This is a genomic window from Bacillus sp. EU52 (assembly GCF_037964975.1).
In the GTDB taxonomy this organism is placed as follows: domain Bacteria; phylum Bacillota; class Bacilli; order Bacillales; family Bacillaceae; genus Bacillus; species Bacillus subtilis.
This window is the reverse complement of the sequence record NZ_CP150177.1, coordinates 1,801,993-1,826,304: the sequence shown is the minus strand read 5'-3', so window position 1 is coordinate 1,826,304 and position 24,312 is coordinate 1,801,993. Positions and strand designations below refer to the sequence as shown.

The 24,312-nt window shown below is 43.2% G+C and carries 22 protein-coding genes; 8 read left to right on the top strand and 14 right to left on the bottom strand.

Annotated features, from left to right (window positions below; translation table 11 throughout):
• Position 1 precedes the first annotated feature (1 nt).
• Positions 2-970, bottom strand: coding sequence for a stage V sporulation protein K (spoVK, locus tag NSU05_RS09185; protein ID WP_003231746.1), 969 nt, complete (start codon positions 968-970; stop codon positions 2-4).
• A 640-nt stretch (positions 971-1,610) separates the two neighbouring features.
• Between spoVK and cwlC the strand changes: the two genes are divergently transcribed.
• Positions 1,611-2,378: a sporulation-specific N-acetylmuramoyl-L-alanine amidase gene (cwlC, locus tag NSU05_RS09180; RefSeq protein ID WP_038429004.1), complete on the top strand. Its 768-nt coding sequence runs from the start codon at positions 1,611-1,613 to the stop codon at positions 2,376-2,378.
• Positions 2,379-2,441: 63 nt separating this feature from the next.
• Here the strand turns inward: cwlC and NSU05_RS09175 are convergent, their stop codons facing one another.
• The 9 genes from NSU05_RS09175 to NSU05_RS09135 form a co-directional block, all read right to left on the bottom strand.
• Positions 2,442-3,062 (bottom strand): hypothetical protein, encoded by a 621-nt coding sequence (locus NSU05_RS09175; RefSeq protein WP_003245105.1) that lies wholly within the window; start codon positions 3,060-3,062, stop codon positions 2,442-2,444.
• A gap of 49 nt (positions 3,063-3,111) precedes the next feature.
• Positions 3,112-4,101 (bottom strand): class 1b ribonucleoside-diphosphate reductase subunit beta, encoded by a 990-nt coding sequence (nrdF, locus tag NSU05_RS09170; RefSeq protein WP_003231754.1) that lies wholly within the window; start codon positions 4,099-4,101, stop codon positions 3,112-3,114.
• A 17-nt stretch (positions 4,102-4,118) separates the two neighbouring features.
• On the bottom strand, positions 4,119-6,221 hold the full coding sequence (gene nrdE, locus NSU05_RS09165) for a class 1b ribonucleoside-diphosphate reductase subunit alpha (RefSeq protein ID WP_014479842.1): 2,103 nt from the start codon (positions 6,219-6,221) through the stop codon (positions 4,119-4,121).
• Positions 6,181-6,573 carry a class Ib ribonucleoside-diphosphate reductase assembly flavoprotein NrdI gene (gene nrdI / locus NSU05_RS09160; RefSeq protein WP_003231758.1) on the bottom strand — a complete coding sequence of 131 codons (393 nt, stop codon included), beginning with the start codon at positions 6,571-6,573 and terminating at the stop codon, positions 6,181-6,183. Before nrdI ends, nrdE begins: the two co-directional genes overlap by 41 nt.
• A 242-nt stretch (positions 6,574-6,815) precedes the next feature.
• Positions 6,816-7,046 carry a hypothetical protein gene (locus NSU05_RS09155; protein WP_003245262.1) on the bottom strand — a complete coding sequence of 77 codons (231 nt, stop codon included), beginning with the start codon at positions 7,044-7,046 and terminating at the stop codon, positions 6,816-6,818.
• An 81-nt stretch (positions 7,047-7,127) separates the two neighbouring features.
• On the bottom strand, positions 7,128-7,400 hold the full coding sequence (locus tag NSU05_RS09150) for a YmzC family protein (protein ID WP_014479841.1): 273 nt from the start codon (positions 7,398-7,400) through the stop codon (positions 7,128-7,130).
• Between the two features lie 195 nt (positions 7,401-7,595).
• Entirely contained in the window at positions 7,596-7,817 is a 222-nt protein-coding gene (gene hfq, locus NSU05_RS09145) for an RNA chaperone Hfq (RefSeq protein WP_003221097.1), read from the bottom strand.
• Between the two features lie 39 nt (positions 7,818-7,856).
• Positions 7,857-8,801, bottom strand: coding sequence for a tRNA (adenosine(37)-N6)-dimethylallyltransferase MiaA (miaA, locus tag NSU05_RS09140; protein WP_038429003.1), 945 nt, complete (start codon positions 8,799-8,801; stop codon positions 7,857-7,859).
• A 99-nt stretch (positions 8,802-8,900) separates the two neighbouring features.
• The gene (locus NSU05_RS09135; RefSeq protein WP_003231769.1) at positions 8,901-9,314 is read right to left on the bottom strand and encodes a YmaF family protein; all 414 of its coding nucleotides are present in this window, start codon (positions 9,312-9,314) and stop codon (positions 8,901-8,903) included.
• A gap of 88 nt (positions 9,315-9,402) precedes the next feature.
• Here NSU05_RS09135 and NSU05_RS09130 point away from each other — a divergent pair, with 88 nt between their 5' ends.
• The 3 genes from NSU05_RS09130 (at position 9,403) to ebrB (ending at position 10,498) form a co-directional block, all read left to right on the top strand.
• The gene (locus NSU05_RS09130) at positions 9,403-9,678 is read left to right on the top strand and encodes a hypothetical protein (RefSeq protein ID WP_029317825.1); all 276 of its coding nucleotides are present in this window, start codon (positions 9,403-9,405) and stop codon (positions 9,676-9,678) included.
• A gap of 135 nt (positions 9,679-9,813) precedes the next feature.
• On the top strand, positions 9,814-10,131 hold the full coding sequence (gene ebrA, locus NSU05_RS09125) for a multidrug efflux SMR transporter subunit EbrA (RefSeq protein ID WP_009967307.1): 318 nt from the start codon (positions 9,814-9,816) through the stop codon (positions 10,129-10,131).
• A gap of 13 nt (positions 10,132-10,144) precedes the next feature.
• Positions 10,145-10,498 carry a multidrug efflux SMR transporter subunit EbrB gene (ebrB, locus tag NSU05_RS09120; RefSeq protein WP_003245163.1) on the top strand — a complete coding sequence of 118 codons (354 nt, stop codon included), beginning with the start codon at positions 10,145-10,147 and terminating at the stop codon, positions 10,496-10,498.
• Between the two features lie 13 nt (positions 10,499-10,511).
• Here the strand turns inward: ebrB and NSU05_RS09115 are convergent, their stop codons facing one another.
• The 3 genes from NSU05_RS09115 to NSU05_RS09105 form a co-directional block, all read right to left on the bottom strand.
• Entirely contained in the window at positions 10,512-10,964 is a 453-nt protein-coding gene (locus tag NSU05_RS09115) for an OsmC family protein (RefSeq protein ID WP_003245175.1), read from the bottom strand.
• A 69-nt stretch (positions 10,965-11,033) separates the two neighbouring features.
• Positions 11,034-11,741, bottom strand: coding sequence for a poly-gamma-glutamate hydrolase family protein (locus tag NSU05_RS09110; protein ID WP_003245758.1), 708 nt, complete (start codon positions 11,739-11,741; stop codon positions 11,034-11,036).
• Positions 11,742-12,020: 279 nt separating this feature from the next.
• Positions 12,021-12,254, bottom strand: coding sequence for a hypothetical protein (locus NSU05_RS09105; protein ID WP_014476869.1), 234 nt, complete (start codon positions 12,252-12,254; stop codon positions 12,021-12,023).
• 224 nt (positions 12,255-12,478) lie between these two features.
• On the opposite strand from NSU05_RS09105, the gene aprX reads away from it, so the two are divergent.
• The 4 genes from aprX (at position 12,479) to NSU05_RS09085 (ending at position 16,625) form a co-directional block, all read left to right on the top strand.
• Positions 12,479-13,807, top strand: coding sequence for a serine protease AprX (aprX, locus tag NSU05_RS09100; RefSeq protein WP_029726462.1), 1,329 nt, complete (start codon positions 12,479-12,481; stop codon positions 13,805-13,807).
• Positions 13,808-13,917: 110 nt separating this feature from the next.
• Complete coding sequence (locus tag NSU05_RS09095; RefSeq protein ID WP_029726463.1) at positions 13,918-14,742, top strand: MBL fold metallo-hydrolase; 825 nt, start codon at positions 13,918-13,920, stop codon at positions 14,740-14,742.
• A 78-nt stretch (positions 14,743-14,820) separates the two neighbouring features.
• Positions 14,821-15,177: a hypothetical protein gene (locus tag NSU05_RS09090; protein WP_029726464.1), complete on the top strand. Its 357-nt coding sequence runs from the start codon at positions 14,821-14,823 to the stop codon at positions 15,175-15,177.
• A gap of 230 nt (positions 15,178-15,407) precedes the next feature.
• Positions 15,408-16,625, top strand: coding sequence for a cytochrome P450 (locus NSU05_RS09085; RefSeq protein WP_029726465.1), 1,218 nt, complete (start codon positions 15,408-15,410; stop codon positions 16,623-16,625).
• A gap of 44 nt (positions 16,626-16,669) precedes the next feature.
• On the opposite strand, the gene NSU05_RS09080 is transcribed toward NSU05_RS09085, so the two are convergent.
• Complete coding sequence (locus NSU05_RS09080) at positions 16,670-24,304, bottom strand: beta-ketoacyl synthase N-terminal-like domain-containing protein (protein ID WP_038429001.1); 7,635 nt, start codon at positions 24,302-24,304, stop codon at positions 16,670-16,672.
• Between the last annotated feature and the right edge of the window lie 8 nt (positions 24,305-24,312).

The window sequence follows — 24,312 nt, the reverse complement described above, 5'->3', positions numbered from 1 at the left end:
TCTATGCAGATCCAGATGCTTCTTCTTTAATGGAAAGATCTTGGCTTTTGATGGTCATCAAGTCGCTTTTTAAGTATTGGTCTCCCATTAAAAGCCTCATGGCTTGTGCTCTGATCGATTTTTCGATCACATTTCTGACAAAACGTCCATTGCTGAATTTAATGGGGCTTGTCGTGCTTTTCACTGTCATTAAGTAATCTTTCAATTTCCATTCCGCTTCTTGACTGAGCTGGTATTCCCTTTCATCGATCATTCGTTTCGCAATCTCCATGAGCTGGGTCACAGAGTAATCCGGAAAATCAATGGAGATGGGAAATCTTGATTGGAGACCGGGATTTAACGAGAGAAAATGATCCATTTCCCGTGAATATCCAGCGAGTATCAAAATAAACTCATGCTGTTTGTCTTCCATATGCTTTACAAGTGTGTCGATCGCTTCTTTCCCAAAGTCCTTTTCGCCGCCTCTTGCCAGCGAGTAGGCTTCGTCTATAAACAAAATGCCACCTAATGACTTTTTGATTAAATCTCTCGTCTTTTGGGCGGTGTGTCCGATATACTCCCCGACCAGGTCAGCCCGCTCCGCTTCTATTAAGTGGCCTTTTGACAGGACATTCATTTCAAAGAACAGCTTGCCGATGAGCCGTGCAACCGTCGTTTTTCCCGTTCCCGGATTTCCTTTAAACATCATGTGCAGCGCTTGCTTTCCAACCTTCAAGCCTTGCTCCGCGCGTTTTTGGTTCACAAAAATCCAGGCGTATATTTCCTTGATGTTGCGTTTCATTTCCTCCATCCCAACTAATGCGCTCATCTCTTTTTCGATTTCCTTCAAAATGCCGTGCTTTGCTTCGTTTTTTTGCAATGCAGCCTGATATTCCGCCTCTGCCTCAGCATTCGTCAGCACCTGCTTTTGCCCGTTCAGAATAATGTTGATCTGTCCGTTGTTTTTATAAGTCACAGCGCGCTCCAACATCTTCACCTCTCTGTTCTCTCTATATGATATTCAAGCGGATGCCGATTGTGACAAACGCCTATCATGTGTCGAAACAATTGCTTTTTTCGGGAACAATAAGGAATCCTGCGCTTTCCCGAGAAATACTTTATTTCTTATTGTATTCACGGACATGGGGTGGACAAACCATGAGATTTTGTTTTTAATCATTTTGTCAAAGTATTATAGTGAGCTTCTTTCTCATTATTTTCTCCATTCGCCAATCCTTTTTTCATGCAACGGGCTGTTTTTTGCACGAAGCGTATTACCCGCCGTAAGATACCTGAAGTGTTTTTCTTTTTTTCGATTTATAAAGTGGTGTCTTTAATGAAAGGAGCTTTTCTCATCAATTTACGTTTCAAATGCTTGATTTAATATGAACGCAAAGCTTAAAACCAACAGGAATCAGTGCAGGTTAACCGAACTCAAAGTACATACAAACATATGGCGTATGCACAGATTTCATGTCGGACCGTATCTGTTGTCGCTTCATGTTGAATTGTGCGCTTTCCCGAGAAATAATTTCTGGATGTGAAAGGGTTATTTCCTCATTTTTCAGTTGAATGATAATCGTACAAGCAGAAGCCGTGTTTTTTCATATCCTGTAATGAGGTGATGAAAAATGGTTAAAATTTTTATTGATCCTGGCCATGGCGGGTCTGATCCAGGCGCAACAGGTAATGGCCTTCAGGAAAAAACGTTAACCCTGCAAATCGCTTTAGCCTTACGTACGATATTAACTAATGAATATGAAGGCGTTTCTCTGCTGCTGAGCCGGACAAGCGACCAATATGTCAGCTTAAACGACCGGACAAATGCCGCAAATAACTGGGGAGCAGATTTCTTTTTGTCCATTCACGTTAATTCCGGGGGAGGCACAGGTTTTGAAAGCTATATTTATCCAGATGTAGGAGCCCCGACGACGACTTATCAATCGGCAATTCACTCTGAAGTGATACAAGCTGTCGACTTTGCCGATCGCGGCAAAAAAACAGCGAACTTCCACGTCCTAAGGGAGTCGGCAATGCCTGCCCTCTTGACCGAGAACGGCTTCATTGATACCGTTTCCGATGCAAATAAGCTGAAAACGAGCAGTTTTATTCAAAGCTTAGCGAGAGGACATGCAAACGGGCTGGAGCAAGCCTTTAACCTTAAAAAGACTTCCAGCTCAGGGTTATATAAGGTTCAAATCGGCGCATTTAAAGTCAAAGCGAATGCCGACTCGCTCGCAAGTAATGCCGAAGCCAAAGGTTTTGACTCGATTGTCCTTTTAAAGGACGGATTTTACAAAGTGCAGATTGGCGCATTTTCATCCAATGACAATGCAGACACTCTCGCTGCCAGAGCGAAAAATGCCGGCTTTGACGCTATTGTGATCCTAGAATCATAGCCGAGACGGGGACGAGCGTCTCATAAAAAAACCCGGCTCCTCATCGCGAGAAACCGGGTTTTTTTATTCAAGAATATCAACAACAAACTGTGACCATGTTTCCAGACGGTTGTAGATGTCATCCTGTTTTAATTCAGAAACTTTCATCCATTTACCCGCAATTTGTTCTTTCTCCTTCACTTCCACTTGTGCGCCAGGCTTTAATTGAAGCGCAGAAAGAATACCGATATGCACTTTGCCAACACTGTTTTCATCATCATTGATCAATCCCAGTGTGACAATCGCCTGTTTATCTTCTTCATTTATTTGCAGTTCTTCCTCAAGCTCACGGTCTGTGTTCAGCTTTAAGACTTCAGCAAATGAAGCTGCCCCTTCGATGGCGTTCATATGGCCGCCAAAACCGAGAGAAAGCTTGTTGTGCAGACGTGATTCACCGCCGCCAGCCAGCCGCTCGTAAAGAAAAACTTCATCTTCACGCTTAATGACGACATAAGGTATCGGCTGCTTGAAACGCGGATCTTCTTCTGCGTCCCCTCTTCTCATTTCACGATAGGCCGCTTCAATCTGAGCCATGATTTCTGCTACTCTGCTATCTTCACTGTACACGCCCTGGAAGGTTAAGCTTTCTTTTTTAAACACATCATCGCGCGGGGCAACTAAAATCATTTCGTCCATTTTTCCCATGGGTACTGCGTCCTCCTCATTTGAACCTTCAAGCCGAAAAGAGCAGATATTATATCTGCTCTTTTTCATCTTCAAAATAAAAGTCATCATCTTTGAGCGGCTCAACTGTCGCTTTTTTATAGCCATTCCCCTTCATAGAGAAGAAGTCATGCGATTTTGTTTTTGTGTTTAATCCGTTTAAAACGATCGGATTAATGTCTTCCTCTTCGAAGTATGGATCAAATCCAAGGTTCATCAGCGCTTTATTCGCATTATAGCGGATGAATTTCTTTACATCATGTGAGAGCCCGACTTGATCGTACAAGTCCTCTGTATACTCAAGCTCATTTTCATATAACTGATTCAGAAGGTCAATCGCAAATTCACGAAGCTCTGCTTTTTTCTCTTCTGTCTGTTTATTATAAATTTCCTGAGCAAGGAGACCGACATACACGCCGTGAATCGCTTCGTCACGAAGGATCAGGTTAATGATCTCACCGCTTTGCATCAGTTTTCCTTGTCCGTAGAAATATAACGGATAATAGAAACCGCTGTAGAAAAGGAAGCTTTCCAGATAGACGGAAGCAACCATCGCTTTGAACAGTGAAATTTCATCATCTTTTTGAATGGCTTTGTAAAGCCCGACAATCATTTGCGCTTTTTTCTGCAAATATTTATTTTGTTTAACCCATTCAAATACTTCATTGATCGTTTCAGTCGGTGCAAGGGTCATGAAAATATTAGAGTACGACTTCGCATGGACAGCGTTCTCCATCATCGCCATAAAGTTCAGCACCGCTTTCCGCTGGTGGCCGTCTACGTGTTCAGCCACGATCGGCATCCCCGTATTCCCCTGCTCTGTATCAAGAAGCGTAAGTCCGGCCAGTACCTTCATATAAGTATCCTGCTCATTTTTTCCGAGGTACTTCCATGTGAGGAGATCGCCGTTTAAAGCAATCTCTTCCGGAAGCCAGAACTGTTTCACGTTTTGGTTATAGAACATTTGGGTAAAATCATCTTCATGCTTTGACCAGTTTGCTGCGTCATAAATTTTTGTCACTATAAACTCTCCTTTAATCAAACAACACAAGAAAGGCAGCTGTCTTGCCCAGTATCTTTCGTTCTTGCATAGTAAATGGTTTTAATTCCTCTATGATGTGCATACAGATCGATTCGGTTTAAATCACGGGTCGTCATTGTGTCTTTTAAGAACAATGTAAAGCTGATTCCCTGATCAATGTGCTGCTGGATAGTGGCGATCATATCCACAACCTTGAACATGTCCATATCGTAGGCTTCTTTATAGAAGAACCAGTTATTAGATGCAAGCCCAGGCATTGGGTAGTACGTTTTTGAGTTGCCGTATGTTCGTTCTTCAATGCGTTCCATAATCGGCATAACAGACGCCGTACTTGATTGAACGTATGAGATAGAGCCTGTCGGCGCAATGCATAATCTGTAGCTGTGATACATACCGTGTTCAGCCACAAATGCTTTTAGCTTTTTCCAGTCCTCTGTCGTCGGGATATGCATACCCTCAAACAGGTTGGCGATTTTTTCATATTTCGGTGAGAAATCAGTAGAAACGTATTTGTCAAAGTATTCACCTGTCGCATAGGTTGAGCCTTCATATTGATCAAACGTTTCGCCCTTCTCTTTTGCGATTTCCGCAGAACGCTGGATGGAGTAGAAGTTCACCATCATAAAGAACGTGTTTGCAAAATCACGCGCTTCCGGACTTTCATACGCAATGCCGTTTTGCGCAAGGTAGCCGTGAAGGTTCATAGCACCGAGGCCGATTGATTTCATCGCTTTGTTTGCCCGTCTCACAGCAGGCGCATTACGGATGTCAGTTGTTTCAGACACGTGTGTTAAAGAGTCTGTCGCAAGCTTGACTGTCTTTTCGATTGATTTATGCTCCATGACATTGAGAATGTTAAGCGAGCCCAGATTGCAGGAAATATCCAGACCGATTTCATCTTCTTCATCATAGTCTGTGTATGAAGAAACTTGAGATGCCTGCAGCACTTCAGAGCAAAGATTAGAAAATTTGACCTTGGAAATATGGTTATTCGCATGCACTTTATTGACGTTATCTTGGAACATGATGTATGGATAGCCTGATTCAGAACGAAGCATCGCTAATTTTTCAAGCAGTTTCCGCGGGTTGATTTTTTCCTTTTTCACCCGAGGGTTGTCGACAAACTTGTCGTACATTTCGTTCATGTCCATCTCATCCATGTGCTGGCCGTACTCTTTATAAATCGTGTGCGGGTAGAATACATAAGCCGCTTTGTCCTCGCGTGCAAGCTCAACGAACTTATCCGGGATGACAACACCGATCGAAAGCGTTTTGACACGTACATCTTCATCCGCAGAAATCTTTTTCGTATCAAGAAAATCATTGATATCGCGGTGGAAAATGTTTAAATACGCCGCGCCGGACCCTTGTCTTTGTCCCATTTGGTCAGCGTAACGGAACGCGTTATCAAGAAGCTTCATGACGCCTACAACGCCTTTTGTCGCATTCTCAACATCTTTAATGGCTTCACCTTTCGCGCGAAGCTTGGACAGGTTAAGAGAAACCCCGCCGCCAAGCTTAGAAAGCTGCATGGAGATATCGATCGCTCTTGAAATGTCATTTAAGGAATCATTGACTTCCAGCAAGAAGCAGCTCACAAGTTCACCGCGGCGTTTTCTGCCGGCGTTCAGAAATGTCGGTGTGCTCGGCTGATATTCTTGATTGATCATCAGGTTTACATATTCTTTTGCTTTCTCAGTGTCGCCGTTAGCGAAGAACAGCGCAACAATTGAGATCCGGTCCTCATAACGCTCGAGGATTTTTTTCTTGTCATTCGTTTTCAAAGCATAGTCATTATAGAATTTAAACGCACTCATGAAGGAAGGAAAACGAAACTTCTTAGCGTAAGCTGTCTTAAACACTTCTTTAATGTCTTCAAAAGAATAAAGGCTTAAGAATTCCTCTTCGTAGTATTGGTTTTCAACCAAATAATCCAGCTTCTCTTTTAAATCGTGAAAGAAGACTGTGTTTTGATTGATATAATCTACAAAATAGCTATGTACAGCCTCTTTATCCTTATCAAACTGGAATTTTCCATCTTTTTGGATCATGATTTCGTTATTTAACTGGATCCATTTTGGCACTTGATTTTGTGACAACTCTTTCTACCTCCTGAGTAAACAATTCAACGTCTTTAGATGTGCCGCTGAGTTCAAATTTGTGCAAGATCGGCACCTGATATTGTCTTGAAATGGTATCGGCGCTTTTTGCAAAGTTATCGCCCCATACTTTGTTGCCGCTCGCAGCGACTCCTAATAAGAGATGGGCGTATTTTTCGAGAAATGATTGTGTTGATGCCGGTACCTGGCCGAAGTTTGTCGTGTAGGTGACCAAAACAAACGGAGTGTCCACGTGGTCCATTTCGTCCACCTTGCGTATCTGCTGAAAGCCTGTTTTATTCACAAACCGCTGAACATTCCCTGTTTTCGAATCAAATATGATTTGTACCACGTTTTATCACGACCTATCAAAAAATATGAATCTCTCATCACTAACACTATATATAGTATACTACCCTCTAGCAAAAACACAATATATAGATTCGTTTTTATGAAAAATTCATATTTTGATCAAATCAGGCAAATGGACAGACTCATTAGGGCCCAAAAAAGAGAGCAGAACGAGAATCATCTCTCGTCCTACTCGGGGTGTCGTTTTTAGCCGATGTATATCATAACATGAAAAAAAACTGCTTAGTAGTCTAGATTTTTTTTTCTTAAGCTATCACAGCATTTTTCGCTCTCTACTGTTTCTTCTATTTCAACATCCGCGCCGATCTCTTCTAAAACCGCCTTCAAAGCAGTGATAATTGACGCTTCTCTGATTAATTCTTTTCCGTTCACAATGATACTTGTTCCGTATTCATAGCAAGAATCATCTTCGCAAATTTCTTCCCAATGATTCACGATCACTTTATGCTTCATGTTTTCACCCTCTGTTTGATCTGTGTCTGTATTTAGTTTAGCGGCTGGCATCCGCTTTGTAAATTCGAATGCTTGTGAATTTTATTCAAGCTCATCATCCGCGTATTCTTTCTTCAGCTTTACCTCATTGCGGGACTCATTATACTCATAAATTTTGATATAGCCGTCCTCCATCACGCCAAAATGGTTATGTTCAAGTGGAAACGAGGTGGGCTGAGGCGTTTCATAGTCTGAATTGCCGCTGTCTGTTTCAATAATGGTATCTTGATTCCCGCACGCCCCGAACAGTAAAAAGACAGCTATCCATACAAGTGCAATCCTGATTCGTCTCAGTTCTGCTTCACTTTCAAACAAGGTCGATCACCCCCAAATTCATTTTATACATAATATACCATTTTTACTTCCGTATGTTGTTCTCATAAAAAAAGACCGTGCCTTGGCATGGTCAGCTTACACAAAAAGCTTGGAGCAAAAGTGGATTCATGTTAAAAATGGCCGCCGGGAACCCCCGGCAGCCTTTCCTCATGTCTTGACATGGCATTTTTTGATCTATTCGAGTTCAAGCTGGACGTTTTTTTGCGGCGCAAACGTTGAGATCGCATGTTTATATATAAGCTGCTGCTTACCTTCCGATTCCAACAATACGGTAAAGTTATCAAAGCCTTTCACCTGGCCCCGCAACTGAAAGCCGTTCAGCAAAAAAACAGTGACATACGTATTTTCTTTCCGGATTTGATTCAAAAACTGATCCTGAATATTAATCGGTTTCATGTTTCGTCCTCCTTGATTCTCTATATCATACAGTTTCGATTAAAGTTCGAGTTTTCCTGCTATATGTGTGAAAATTTCCTTTTTTTTCAGCTCCATATCAACAGGCGGTGTCATATCGAACCATGTGACCTGCATTTTGTTGCGAAACCACGTCAGCTGGCGTTTCGCATACCGCCTCGAGTTCTGCTTTAGCTGTTCGACAGCATCGGAAAGTGTCACAAAACCGTCAAAATATGCATACAGCTCTTTATAGCCTATCGCCTGTATTGATTGACAGTCTCTCACGTTCTTGTCGTATAAACGTTTCACTTCCGGAAGAAGGCCTGACTCCATCATCAAATCGACCCGCTGATTAATTCTTTCGTAAAGCGTGTCTCTATCCATTGTCAGGCCAATTAACACTGCATTGTACAGAAGTTCTCGTTTTTGTTCCTTCAAATGCTGGGACATCGTTTTTCCGGACGTATGTAAAATTTCCAGTGCGCGAATGACTCTTCTTGTATTATTCGGATGAATCGCAGCTGCTGCCTCGGGATCTGCTGCAGCAAGTTTGGCATGAAGAAAGTCAGCGCCTTCCCGCTCAGCGGCCATTTGCATGCTCTCTCGAAACACGGGATCATTTGCCTCTTCCGTAAATGTATAATCGTAAAGCACAGATTGTATATAAAGCCCTGTACCGCCGACAATCATCGGAAGCTTTCCTCTATTTGCAATCTCGCTGATTTTATTTCTTACTAAGCTTTGATAATCGGCAGTAGAGAAAGAGTCTTGGGGATCTAAAATGTCAATCAGATGATGGGGCACTCCCTCCATCTCCTGTTCGGTAATTTTAGCTGTTCCAATATCCATCCCTTTATAAATCTGCATCGAATCTCCGCTGATAATTTCCGCGTTTAAGGATTTGGCTAGCTGAATACTTAAATTGGTTTTCCCCACTGCCGTCGGTCCGACTAAAATGACAACGGGCTGCTTCGTATTATTCAATATGTATCACTCTCTTTTATAAATCTCCCCCCATTATAGCATTCAACATGGACAACCACCTATCCATTTTGCCCTTTTTTTGCATCGGTAAACATCCTTCTACCAGCCGAGCGGCTCATTGCCGACAATTTCCCTTGTCTTTCCTTTCAGGGTATGACGATGCGTTTTTCTTCTATCATCTCCGGGATCGTACACAACCCCTCCGTACTGGATCTCAATCGGCTCGTTATAGGCCAGATATGTCGTTTCTTCGATTTCATGATAATGTGTGCCATCTGCTAAGGGAATCGCCGGCCCTGAGATTCCGTAATACCGATGAAAATGGCCGTTTTCAAATGAAGTGATCCCTGTATAGTAATGTGTATGCTGATCGGTATTTGATCCGTTTGCCGGCTGAGTAAACCCTTCAATGAGATGATAATGGCCCTGTTCTCTCGTTGTTTTGACATGATAGGCATGTGCGTGGGGCGGTGCTTTTGACCAGTCAGACTGATACAGGCCCAATGTGTTCACATCCTCCTTTTTCTCGATTCGCCCAATCAAATCCGGGCAGGGTGAATACACTGCATCATCTACACTTTATTACAGGAGGAAAGAAAACATGAACGAGTTAGAGCATTTCAGCCCTGAAGATACAAGAATATTTGGAAGACCGTTCGGATTCGGGAGACCATTTGGGTTTGGAAGACCGTTCGGGTTCGGTTACGGGTTTGGAAGACCCGGATTTGGTTATGGGTTTGGCCGGCCATTCGGATTTTTTGGAGGACCGTTTATCGGCGGCCTTGCAGGCGGGCTTATAGGAAGCGCTTTATTTAATCCTTATTTTTATGGCGGATACCCCTATTATCCGTATGCCCCGTTCCCTTATTATTATTAAACGCAAAAGGCCCCTTAAAAAGGGGTCTTTTTAAGTGTGTGAAAATGAATCTCTTGACTCATACATAGGCATACACTAATATTTTTCTAGCTGAAGTTTTTTTCTAATCTAAAAATATAGTGAGGAGAATTCATGATGTTGATAGGATATATATTCCTCACGATTGCCATATGTTCGGAATCGATAGGAGCAGCCATGCTGAAAGTATCTGATGGCTTCAAAAAGTGGAAGCCAAGTGCTTTGGTCGTTATTGGCTATTCCCTCGCCTTTTATATGCTGTCCCTGACTTTAAACCATATTCCCCTGAGCCTCTCCTATGCGACTTGGAGCGGGGCAGGCACGGTGCTGACGACAGTGATCGGAGTAAAATGGTTCAAGGAAGATCTGAATGCCAAAGGGCTTATCGGGATTCTTTTATTACTATCAGGGGTCGTGTTACTTAATTGGCCGTAAAGGAGTGATGAAGATGAGAGGATTGCTTTATTTGGCTCTCGCCATTGTATCTGAAGTGTTTGGGAGCACGATGTTGAAGCTTTCAGAAGGATTTACACAAGCCTGGCCCATTGCCGGAGTCATAGTCGGATTTCTTTCTGCTTTTACGTTTCTAAGCTTTTCTTTAAAAACAATTGACTTATCAAGCGCGTATGCAACATGGTCGGGCGTTGGTACCGCGCTTACAGCAATTGTCGGGTTTTTGCTTTTTGGCGAAACCATCAGTTTAAAAGGTGTATTCGGTCTCACGCTTGTCATTGCAGGCGTGGTCGTGCTAAATCAATCGAAAGCCCACGCTGAAGATAAAAAACAGACGGCCTGTGAGTGACCGTCTGTTTTCTTTATTCTCCACCCAGTTTCACAGAGGCTTCAAGCTGCAGCTCGACATTTCCTTGAATTGCACGCGAAATCATGCATGACGACTCCGCTTTTTTACAAAGTTTGTGCGCCAATGCGACGTCGTCTTGTGAAGCATCATGTTTAAGCACGACAGAGGGACGGTGAATGATCTTTTTGTATGTAAAGACTCCTTTTGTAACGTTGACAATGCCTTCTGACTCCATCTGTAAGTCTTCTTTTTCCAGCCCGCTTCTCTCCATCATCGCTGCAAGTGTAATAATGTAACAGGTCGCTGCCGCCCCGAGAAGCATTTCATCTGGGTTGGTCCCTTCTCCCGGACCATCCATTTCTTTAGGAATGGAAATCGATGTGATCAGGTTTCCGCTTTCGATCGTACCGACATCATTACGGTTACCCGGCCAGTTCGCTTTTAAATAAAAATGATGATCTGCCATTGTTTTGCCTCCTTTTTTATCCTATTTCAGTCTACTGATCTTCTCTTATTTTGTCTTCTGATCTGCTTGTTACGAATACTCTTTTTCCAGGACACCTTTGATCGCACTGACATAAGCATAAAATTCACTGTTCTTTGTGTATTTTCTATTTTTATAATAAAAATCATCAAAAAATGCTTCTCTCTGCTCACGGCTGATTTCCAGCTGGATACTTAGCCCCGTTTCCCCTTGGTTATTAATGTTTTCGGCATTCAATCCAGCAAGACCGCTTTTAGACGACGCTAACTCAGCGGAAAACCCTCTCCGCTCAAGGGCTCTCACAATCATTTTCGCCCGCTTTCGGTCTGTTCCCCCTACAAGGGTATTCTTGTTCTCTCCTTTATATCCGTGAAAAGCCACCACATATTGATGCTCCTTGATTTTCTTTTTTGCCAATGGCTCATCAAAGTTGGTGCTTGTAATGTGCAGTGTTTGGTTATCATGGGACTTCAACCCTTCAAATAGGTATGTAGAGTATTCATTATTGAAATAACGCACAAGCTCACTTACTCCGCCTTCAATTCTTCCGCCATGCGGAGACATAATTAAGACTTTGCTTCCTTTTTTCTCATTATATGAAATATCGTAATCGGCTGGGCTCTCATTCTCTGCCAAGCTGCTGAAATTTGAATATGTATCTGGCTGATTTGATGGTTCTGGTTCCAATGAGTAATGAACATATCTCAAGAACAAGACAATGGCTAAGACTAATATGACATTTAGTAAAAATCTTCTCATGTTTAACTCCTTTCATAAGAATGGCGCGGTTCATTATATGAGGTTTAGCCAATAGGTTTTATCTTACCATTGTATACACAATATCATCAGTGAAAAAGTTCCCGGTTTCAAAAAATCAATTGATTGTCACGGTTATTAGCGGTTCATTTCAAATAAGAGTGAAAAAAGGTTGAGAGGAAAGACAAAAAAGGTAGGAACAACCTCACTTGGCAAATAAATGTATATAGGTTTAAGGAGGGTTTTAGTAACAGGCTGCCCGGTTGCTGAGACGGACAGCTGTTACCGGCCTGCAGAATAGAGATTTTGCTTATTTGTTCTCACAAAATCACAGGAGAGGATAGAGTCCAATAAAAATGTTCTGATCTGTTGTTTCGAAAAACAAAATGCTTTGATTTTCGTTTTGCTTTTCTGTCTCACAATAATCGTTCTTTTACTAATCGTTCCGTCTTTCTTCATATATATAATGCTGATTGGCATTTGGCTTTCCAAAGATCGGTGCAAGTAGAAATTCATACGGTTGCTCTCCCCTTCCCAGTTTGATATGACCACATTATAGTACGAACAAACGTTCTTTTTCAATCCCCAATGATTTCCTCAACTTCTGAATCTATCGTATCTAATGCGAAAGATTCAGAAAAACAAACTCTTGTCTGTCTCTTACAGAGGACAAACAAACTTACCAAACCTATCATCTGTTCATAGAGTATACAGAGAACCTTATAATAGGAGGAAAATACATGTTTGGGTACTCTATGGTACAAATGGTGAGAGCAAATGCTCACAAGCTAGATTGGCCGTTACGGGAAACCGTATTGCAGCTTTACAAGCCCTTCAAATGGACTCCTTGCTTCTTGCATAAATTTTTCGAAACCAAATTGCAAAACAGAAAAAAAATGTCAGTCATTATCGAATTTGAGGAAGGCTGTCACGAGACCGGCCTTCAAATGGCTGGAGAGGTGCTGCAAAAAGAAAAACGCAGCAAGCTAAAAAGCCGCTTCAACAAAATCAACTGCTGCAGCGCCGAGGTTACTCCTTCAGCATTACATTCCCTTCTCTCTGAATGCAGCAATATCCGTAAAGTGTATTTAAACCGCGAAGTCAAAGCGCTTTTAGACACGGCAACCGAAGCAAGCCATGCGAAGGAAGTCGTCAGAAACGGGCAAACCCTGACAGGAAAAGGTGTTACTGTCGCTGTTGTCGATACAGGAATCTACCCGCATCCTGATCTAGAAGGAAGAATTATCGGATTCGCGGACATGGTCAATCAAAAAACAGAGCCGTACGATGATAATGGTCATGGCACACACTGTGCAGGTGATGTCGCAAGCAGCGGTGCATCCTCTTCCGGTCAATACCGCGGACCTGCACCGGAAGTCAATCTCATCGGCGTAAAGGTATTAAACAAGCAGGGTTCAGGAACGTTAGCAGATATTATAGAGGGTGTTGAGTGGTGTATTCAATACAATGAGGACAACCCCGATGAACCGATTGATATTATTAGTATGTCGCTCGGGGGCGATGCCCTTAGATATGATCATGAACAGGAAGATCCGTTAGTCAGAGCGGTTGAAGAAGCGTGGAGCGCAGGGATTGTCGTCTGTGTCGCTGCCGGAAACTCAGGCCCTGATTCGCAGACCATTGCAAGCCCGGGCGTGAGCGAAAAGGTGATTACAGTAGGTGCGCTTGACGATAACAATACTGCAAGCAGCGATGATGATACTGTCGCTTCCTTCTCAAGCCGCGGCCCGACAGTATATGGGAAAGAAAAGCCCGATATTTTAGCGCCGGGTGTTAATATTATTTCCCTTCGCTCTCCGAATTCTTATATTGATAAGCTCCAAAAGTCAAGCCGTGTAGGGTCTCAGTACTTTACAATGTCAGGAACCTCGATGGCAACACCGATTTGCGCAGGAATCGCAGCTTTAATTCTTCAGCAAAACCCGGATCTTACCCCTGATGAAGTAAAAGAGCTTTTGAAAAACGGCACGGACAAATGGAAAGATGAAGATCCGAATATCTACGGAGCGGGCGCTGTCAACGCAGAAAATTCCGTCCCCGGCCAATAGAAAGCACCAAAAAGCCGGCAATTCTCTCTCAGCAGAACTGCCGGTTTTGTGTTTGAATATTCATAATCATAAGGTAAAATAATGGAAAATAGATGAGGGAAGTGAAGAAAGTGCCATATTATATCTGCAATACATGCGGTGTGCAACATGCACATACTGTAGATCCGCCCAACTCGTGTCTGATTTGCGAGGATGAAAGACAGTATATTCATCCCGATGGACAAACTTGGACAACCCTTGAAGACATGCGTGAGAAAGGAAACCTTCAAAACATCCTCCAAAAGGAAGAAGAGCATCTTTACAGCATCAAAACTGAACCAGAGTTTGCGATCGGACAAACAGCCCATCTTATCCAGCATAAAGGCTTCAATGTGCTGTGGGATTGCATGACATATCTTGACCAAAAGACAATTGACCAAATCAACGAATTAGGCGGTATTCAAGCCATCGCCTTGTCTCATCCACATTATTACTCTACTCAGGTTGAGTGGGCTGAAGCGTTTCAGGCGCCGATCTATATCCATGAGGATGATAAAGAATGGGTGACAAGGCCAAGCAATCACATTCACTTCTGGTCAGGGGAAACGCTCAACGTGAAGCCGGGACTGGACCTTTACCGACTGGGCGGACATTTTAAAGGCGGTGCTGTTTTGCATTGGAGCAAGGGAAATGAAGGGAAAGGCTGTCTATTGACCGGAGATATCATTACGGTTGCGGCGGACCGAAACTGGGTCAGCTTTATGTACAGCTACCCAAACCTCATTCCCCTTCCCGCCTTCAAAGTAGAAGAAATAGCAGCCAAAGTAAAACCGCTTCAATTCAACCGGCTTTACAATGCTTTTTCTAAAGTTGTCAAAGAAAATGCCGGCGAAGCGGTCCAGCGTTCTGCCGTACGCTATATCAAGGCTCTCAACAGGGAATTGTTTCATACATAAAGAGTGAGGCGGCTCTTTTCCGTGTAAAAGATGCAGCAATTGGGAATAGTATCGTGTAGATCAAAAGGAGGAATATTGATGGCACACACGAATACACAGCTTTCTCAATGGCTGGAATCAAAAGTCGGCCAGACGCTTGATATTAGAAAAGGTGAATTGACCCATGATGAAGAGATATCAGACTTGGATCAGATTGTTCTCCACCTTCAAAAAGTGGCTATACGCAGTACGAATCATCCTGATGATTATGTTGCGAAAGAAGAGCTTGTTTTAGAAGGCGAAGGAACAACATTCACTGAGGACGGAAACGTACCGCTTCCGCAAAATGCCTATGAGATTCCTTTATTAGGTGAAATTCATATTCACCAAGAAAACGAAGGATTGAAGGTCGTAACAGATCGTGCAGTATATACAATTGATATCCAGCACAGCTGACAGCCACTTTCATCAAAATAATACAGCGTAGCGCCTTTGAGCTTTCGTTCAAAGGCGCTGCTTTATATCGAGCCGTTTTTTCACTTTTTTCGTTCTTCTCCCTATTGAATGACGCCTAAGATAGATATATAGTTTTAGAGACAGGATTACATTTCAAATCATTCTGTTTTTTGTAAACTAATTCAGCAATTTGATTCATCTATTTACCCTATTAGGCGAGGAGAATGCAAATGGAAAAATTGATGTTTCATCCGCATGGTAAAGAGTTTCATCACAATCCTTTTTCAGTTTTAGGACGATTTAGAGAGGAAGAGCCCATTCACCGATTTGAATTAAAACGGTTCGGAGCCACATATCCGGCCTGGTTAATTACCCGATACGATGATTGTATGGCCTTTTTAAAAGACAATCGAATTACAAGAGACGTAAAAAATGTGATGAACCAAGAACAAATCAAAATGCTCAACGTTAGTGAAGATATCGATTTTGTATCCGATCATATGCTGGCAAAAGACACACCTGACCATACCCGCCTGAGATCACTTGTTCATCAAGCATTTACTCCCCGAACCATTGAAAATCTGCGCGGCAGCATTGAACAAATTGCTGAACAGCTTTTAGATGAAATGGAAAAAGAAAATAAAGCGGATATCATGAAATCCTTCGCTTCCCCTTTGCCTTTTATTGTTATATCTGAATTGATGGGAATCCCAAAAGAAGATCGGTCACAGTTTCAAATCTGGACCAATGCGATGGTTGATACCTCTGAAGGTAATAGAGAGCTGACAAATCAGGCCCTTCGTGAATTTAAAGATTATATCGCTAAGCTGATCCATGACAGAAGAATAAAGCCAAAAGACGATTTAATCAGCAAACTTGTGCATGCTGAGGAAAACGGCAGCAAGTTAAGCGAAAAAGAGCTCTATTCGATGCTGTTCTTGCTCGTTGTAGCCGGCCTTGAGACGACTGTTAACTTACTCGGCTCAGGCACACTCGCATTGCTGCAGCACAAGAAGGAATGTGAGAAGCTCAAGCAGTATCCTGAAATGATCGCTACAGCGGTTGAAGAATTGCTGCGATACACCTCACCTGTCGTTATGATGGCAAATCGGTGGGCCATCGAAGACTTTACATATAAGGGGCATTCGATCAAAAGAGGAGACATGATTTTTATAGGCATCGTATCTGCCAATCGCGACCCGAATTTTTTCGAGAACCCCGAAATATTAAATATAAACCGGTCGCCTAACAGACATATTTCTTTCGGTTTTGGCATTCATTTCTGCTTAGGAGCGCCTCTTGCCAGGCTGGAAGGCCACATTGCATTTAACGCACTTTTGAAGAGATTTCCTGATATTCAACTTGCGGTTGCACCTGATGACATTCAATGGAGAAAAAATGTCTTTTTAAGAGGATTAGAAAGTCTCCCTGTTTCACTTTCAAAATAACATTCAAAACGCCCCCTTTTAAAAGAGGGGGCGTTTGTGTTTTCTCAGCGCTTCACCAATTCATCTGTTTCTTTTTCTTCCCTCGCTTCATGTTTCTTCCGGAAAGCCTTAAGGAAATTCGCATTCACTACTCCCCTGTTTGAATAGAGCTTTTCGCAAAATTCTAACATGGCTGTTGACGCTTTCGGTTCGGTTAATATCATGAAGTGGTTGCTTGAATCGACATCCACCAGGTGGAAATGAGGAATTTGCCGCTCCCATTCCTCCCAATAGGCAGCTTGATCAAACGGTTCTTTTTCATTTGATAAAGTGAAATAAGTGTCTAAATCACCAAAGAAAGACCTGCTTTTGTTGCGGAAATAATAACATTTTACCGTCTCAGGATCAGGGAGAGGCTTAACAGTGTACGACTCCAAATCATAGGCGCGCTGTGTTTTCATCATTTGCTGAGCCTGCGCACGTATTTGCTTATCTGGTTTGTTTAGCCCTCGTTCTTTTGCCAAGTCAATCAACTCAGACAGGAATTCTTCATCCTCTAAGCTTATGTCCACCTCTTCACGGCTGATGAGAACATCCGTAAGCTTTTCCCGTTTCGCAATCGATGCCAGCATCGTATTAATTGTTTGCAGCATTGACGTTTTCATAGATGCCTCATTCTCTTTTGTCTCAGAACGATATGGGGAGTCAATCATCACCATGCTTTTGACAGCAAGGCCTTGGCTTTGCAGCTGGCGTGTGACTTCATATGCAATCATCCCGCCTAAGGAATATCCGCCTACATCATAAGGACCTTCAGGCTGTATGGATCGAATGATCTCTATATAATAGGAAGCCATTTGTTCAATTCCGTGCAAAGGAGCATAATCAGTCATGAATCCTCTGGCTTGAATGCCGTAAAAAGGGCGCTGGCTCTTTTGTGCAAATTGCTGATAGATTTCAACTCCTCCTACTCCGCCATGGAACCAAAAGACAGGGCGCCCCCGCTTGCCGTCATTTAACGGTATTAATTCCGGAAACGTGCGAGCTTGATCATTTTGTAAGGATGTATCCTCCTTTTTCTTTGCGATCAAGTCCATCATGTCCTGAACAGTATGGCATGCTTGAAGCTCCGTTAAGGCAATGAGAGGGTCCACCTTTGATTGCAATTGCTGTAATAACTGTATGCAAGAAATTGAATCAAATCCATACTGCTGCAATGGCTTATGAGGCTGCAGTTCACCCGGAACCATCCCTAGTACATTTGCTAATATGTGATGATCGCTGCTGTTGTTGATACGCTCATCCTGTGAAACAGAAGGCGTATTCTCTACTGCTTGAAAGCCGTTCCAGCAGCTTCTCTTTTCAAATGGATAGGTTGGCAACGGTATTCTGCGGGCACCTTTTCCTTGATAAAGCTTCTCCCATGGGATTTGCACCCCTTTTGTCCAGCAAAACGCGATCTTTTCAAGGTTGTTTTCAGACAACAAAGTCTCGATCACCATTTCTCTTAATGGACCATCCAGCAAGGCTTCGAGATCTGACGAGCCATTTTCTGCATTTCCGCTAAAGACAGGTACAGAACTCTTCGGCTTATCGCCTTTTTCCGCAGCTAAGCAGGCTTGCAAGCCGATTACCAGTTCTTCTTTACTGCGGACGACGAGCGCCAGGCGGTCTTCCATTTCCTCTCGGCCGGTTTGGAGTGTATAAGCATAATCTTGTAATGACAGTTCTTGTTGTTTATTCAGATAGTCAAGCTGCTGTTGAACAATTGCTTTTAGCCTGTCTTGATTCTTTGCAGAAAGAACTACAATGTGGGCACCATTCTCACTCATACTAACCGGTGGTTTTGGTAAAGGAATATATTCTTCTAAAATGACGTGCGCATTTACGCCTCCAAAGCTATAGCTGTTGATACTCGCTCTGCGCGGAATTTTTTTGCCTGCATCGTCACTTAAATCCCTCCATTGCTGATTCTCGGCAGTCACTCGGAAACGGGTGCCCTTTAATGACACCTGGTCATTCAAAGACGAAAATCCGGATATGCCTGGTATTGTTTGATGCTTCATCGCCATGCTGACCTTCATAAGAGCAGCCATGCCTGAGACGAGTTCACCGTGTCCGATGCTCGGCTTTAAGCTGCTGATATAACATGGCGCTTCCTCCCGTACTTCCTGTGGAAGTTCCAATTCGAGCTGACTGCAGCCTGACTTTAACGCCTCTATTTCTATCGCGTCTGCCAATGGAGAGGCGATCCCATGCGCTTCTATATAGGTCACCGTTTTGGGATCAATTTGCGCTCCTTGATAAGCCTTCAGCATTGCATCCTTCATGCCGGCCGGATTTGGCGCGTGAAGTGACATTCCCCTGCCGCCATGCGATACACCTGAACCTTTAATAACCGAATAAATATAATCAGAATCTTCAATGGCTTTTTGCAATGGTTTAATGATGAGAACTCCTGCTCCTTCACTTCTGACAAAGCCATTTGCATCTGCTTGAAAGGATTTGGCCTGTCCTTTCTCACTCAAATAGCCCATTGAATCGAAGCCAATAAAGCCTTTTGGTGAAAGCAGCAAATTCACAGCCCCGACAATGGCTTGCTCACATTCGCCGTTTCGAATGGATTGTATAGCTCTGTGCAAAGCCACTAGAGCTGAGGAACAGGCAGCTTCATAATATTCACTTGGCCCTTTTACATCAAGTGCATAGGATATACGGTTTGGAATTAGGGAAGGAACCACAGCTGTATCCGTATTGCCGGCTGCGACAAATACTCCTGTCGGGCGGCTGGATAAAACCTGCCCTGTTAAGCCTGCATCTTCCATCGCCTTCCATGCATGTATCAAGAGCAGAAACTCCTGTGGGTCCATATTCGCCGCTTCTTTAGGCGATATGCCAAAAAACAGGGGATCAAACTCACCTATTCCTTCTATAAAACCGCCCCATTGAAGGCTTGATTGCCCTTCCTTATCGGCTGCGGCATATTTGCGCCAGTCCCAGCGTTCTTTCGGCACTTCAGAGACACAGTTCTTTCCTTGGATAAGGTTATCCCAAAATTCCGTTACGCTGTTTGCTTTCGGAAACTGTCCCGACATGCCGATAATGGCTATGCCGTCTGCCGCGTGTTCGATTGTTTTATCCGTGTTCGTCTCGTATGCCGGAATCTGTTTCATTTGGTTTTCGATTTGAGCTGGGCGTTCTTCCTGCTGATGAGCTTCACCAAACAGCTGAGCAAATGATGCTTCATGTTTGTCCGCAAAAAAGTCGATTAGCTCTTGAATAGTCGGATACTCAAAAAACAGAGTCGGATTTAATTCGATCTTTGTCTCTGCTTCCATCTCCCTTGTCAGTGCAACCAATTGAGAAGAATCGATTCCAAAATCCATGATATGCGCTTTTGCAAGAGACAATTTTGACGGATCGGCCATGTTTACTGCCAGTTTATCTGTTACATAGCTTCTGATACGATCTTTCAGATTGCTGGCTTTGATGGCCTTATTTTGATTTCCTCTTTGATTCGAAATACGAAGCTGTTTAAGCGAGTAGCCCGAGTAGTGCAGCACTGTTTCTGACGACTCATTGATCACATCTACATCAAACAGCAGCATGTCACCTGTATTCTTAACCAATGTAATCAAAAGCCAGCAATCCCCTTTTATCGTTTGCTTTGTAAACTGGATATCATTGATTCCAAACGGCAGGAAGCCGCCTGTCATGTCAAACTGCTCTAAGAAACTGAGGATAGCCAAGTACGCGCTGTTTGTCATCAATGGGCTTACAGTGTAATGGTGCCCGTTTGCCAGCCCGCTTTGGGGCAGGCGAATTTTTGCCAGTATAGACTTGTGATCTCTGTAGAGATGAGTAATTGTCTTAAATAACTCTCCCCATTCAGGACCGTTTCCGGTTTTATACATCTGATCGATGTGATGAAGCTTAGTTAATGAATGCTTAACGTTCTCGATATTGACTTTTTTCGGCTCAAAAGAACCGATTCCGCATTGTCCGATTGCGGCAGGCTTCCACAAACCAGAGGACGGCTCGCGATACATGATTTGCAGTTCTATGACTTGATCTTTTTGCAGCGGCTTTGCCTGAAGTTCAATGGTCTCGCCTTGTTTGATGACAATTGGACTGATATAACTTAATTTGCTGATACGGCCGCTGTTTTCCTCAGGGAACAGGTTAAAAAATGCTTCAATGGCCAGACTGCCATATGTGGCACCGACAAGCACCCGTTCATTGTTGAAGACGTGTCCTTGAACGTAAGGCTCATCATAAGTGAATTGATCTTGAATGACCGGCTGATTGATATTGTCTTCAACATCTGACGATTTCTCATTGATAGACGATACATCGAAATGAAATGATGTATTATGGTCAAATGCATAGTGAGGCAGATGAATCCAGCCTGATCGGTTCCCTATATCAGCTTCTTTAAAAGTAATCGATGCCCCTCGTGCCCATTGCTCTGCTGCGTTTATTTCTCTATCCTTAGATGCTGATTCCGGACATGGCTGTAAATCGAATGATGTATAGATGCCTTGCTGGAGTGAGCTTTCTCTTGATGTGTTGAATATCTTTAGTTTTTCGATCAGCTCTTGAGTTGATGTCACTGTAAATGCAGCCCTATGCTCTAAATTATGGTTTCTCCTGTGTAAAGCCTGTACAACGGGTTCAATATCTAGAGAAGCTTCCTTCTCTAAAAACAATTGCATATTTTCTAGATAGCTAAGCAGGCTCCATTTTGTTTTGGCTGAAAAAACGGCAGTGAATTCCTGCTGGCGGAGAGCGATATGTTCTTTCTCAGGGGCCGTCTCCATATATTCTTCTATAATAAGATTGGCATAGGCTCCCCCCGCTCCGAAGGAATTGATCATGCTTCTGCGAGGCAATTGTTTTCCAGTTTCAGGATCATTCAAGCGATGCCATGGCTCTGTTTGTTCCTGAAGATAGAAAGCCGTGTGCTCCAGCTTAATATTTGGATTGACAGGCAGCGCGTTAATTGTCGGCACCAGCGTCCCTTTCTTCATCTGCAGCAGCACTTTTGTCAGCTGAGAAATACCGGAAGCCGCCTCTAAATGCCCCAGATTGGATTTGACAGAGCCTATCGCACAAAACTGTTTCTTGTTTGTATATTGTTGAAACGCGTTTGTTAAGGCAATTACTTCAATAGGATCGCCCAGCGCCGAACCATTTGCCGCCGATTCAATATAGCCGATAGTCTCTGGATCAATGCCCGACCGCTGAATCGACTTGACAATTAACTTTGCTTGCTGCTTCGGGTCCGGAGCTGTATACATCTGTCTTCCGCCGCTATGGTTGGCAAAACTGCTTTTGATCACAGCGTAAATATGATCCTGATCTTCCATCGCCTTCGAAAGTGGTTTTAACAGGACAGCTCCGATGCCTTCCCCGGGAATAAGCCCGTTTCCTGTGCCAAAACTTTTGCTTTGATTGCCGCTTCCCAGCAGATTGGCACGCTCCAAAGAATCATATTTAGAGAGATCGAGTGTTAAATTGACACCCCCAGCAATCGCCATTGAGCAGTTTTTCAATTTCAGGCTTTCACACGCAAGATGTATGGCGTTTAATGAACTAGAGCATGCTGAGCTGACAGCGATACTCGGTCCGGTCAGGTTAAAAAAGTGGGAAACGCGATTTGCAATGTGCCAGTCTCCCCCATTTGAGCTGAGGACTGCCTGCTCTAAAGATGGGATATTCCAAAAATACTGGTTATACATATTCCCTATAAAAACACCTACTCCGTCATCATCCCGCAATTTATCCAGCCGGGTTCGCGTATAGCCGCCGTCCTCAAACGTTTCCCAGACGGTTTCTAAACATAAACGGAGTTCAGGTGTCATTTCCATCACCCGGTTTTGCTCCACCTCAAAAAGCTGATGGTCAAATGCCTCTATATCTTGTAAAAATCCGCCATAGCGTTTCTTATTTGCCGGCTTTTTTGGATCTTTTGATAATGTTTTCAATAAAGATGTGCGCCATCTGGATTCCGGTGCCTCTGTAATACAATTGTCTCCGGCGATTAAATGCCCCCAAAGCTCTTCTAAACTGTTAGACATCGGATAGCGCCCGCTCACCCCGATTATTGCGATATCTTCTGTACTAGAATCATTAAAATGTGTTCCTTGCAAATTACTTGTCTTTTCTTTTTTTGATGGTTCGGTATTTGCTAGCTGAGTTTCAGTGACTTCCTGCTCTGTAACAAAGCGGCGTGTATGAAAAGTAAATGGCTTATTAGGATCTGTACGCTCTGTTTGAAGAGGAGCTTCATTTTTTGCAGGCTTCTTTTTTTCCTTTAACAATGCTGTCCGGAGCTTATTTTCATGCCCCTTTACTAAATATTCGACGAGTTCTTTTGTGTTGTTATGTTCAAATAAAATGGTTTTTGGAAGCTCTCCCGTCACTTTTTCTAATTCACGAATGAAATTCACCTGCAAAATCGAATCAATTCCATACTTCTCAAATGTCGTATCTTCGTGAATACGTTCTGGTGATAGTTTGATTGATTTTGCCAGCGTATGCTTCACAAATTGTGCCGTTTGTTCGATGAGAGAATCGCTTTCCTGTGAATGATCGATTTCAACATTCATTTGTATATGGCTTGGATCTTCTTCTGCCCCCGTTCTCTTCTTTTGACGGACGACTCCGTTACTTTCAGCGGCAATGATCTGCTGGCCGAGCTGATGCGATTGTTCAGCCATAAAGGAAACATAGCGAAATCCTTCACTCTCAAGCACCGTTTTCCAAGTATCCGGATACAGGCCCGGACAGCCCGGTATGCGAAGATCAGGGTCCCCATACAGCCACCAGCCTTCCAAAAGGCCGAATGTCAAATGCGAGTATATATTATGATCACTTATTTCATTTAAAAGGAGCAGCCCGTTTTTTTTCAAAACTGCTTTTGCATTTCGCAATGTCTGCCGGATATTTTTTGTGGCATGAAGCACATTTGCCGCGATGACCGCGTCGTAGCCTCCCGCATCAATATGCTGTTCAGACGCCGGCTCCTCGACATTAAATCGTTTATATGTCAAATATGGATTGTCAGGACCATACTTATTTTCTGCATGCATTAAAAAAGCTTTAGACAGATCTGTATAACAATATTCTTTTATATGTGTCTGCCATGCTTTCAATTTTTGAAAAACAGCCGCGCTTGTCCCGCCGGTCCCAGCTCCGATTTCTAATATTCGAATCTTCGCCTCAGGCTCTTGCTTCAGACGTTCTTGCAGATAGGCTGTTAACGTATCTGCAAGCACATCATTAAAATAGTCTGCGACTTGATTGTTTTTATAGACCCCTTCTACTAAATCCATAGATGAATTCGGAAACAGGATATCGGTGGCTGACGCCTTGCCGGTCAGAATCTCCGGCAAGGCTTTAAGTGCTGTCTCCACCAATGTCACCATGGCTTTCATATTATTGTCTTGAAGCAGGTCAGATTTTTGTTCATTCCATTCTTTCCACAGCTCGCTCATGGTGCCTATTGAGCGTGTTGGAACATATCCGTTCTCCGTTCGCTTGAGAAATTGATGCCGTTCTAAAATTGATTGGCTTTCTTCGAACCATCTGCCATAGAAATTCTCCAATACCGGCTGGGATTTACTTTCTGTGAAAAACCCTATGGACTGTAATTGTGCGAAAAGCATTTTACAGAGAATGTCTTCTGTGTTCAGCATTGGCGCTT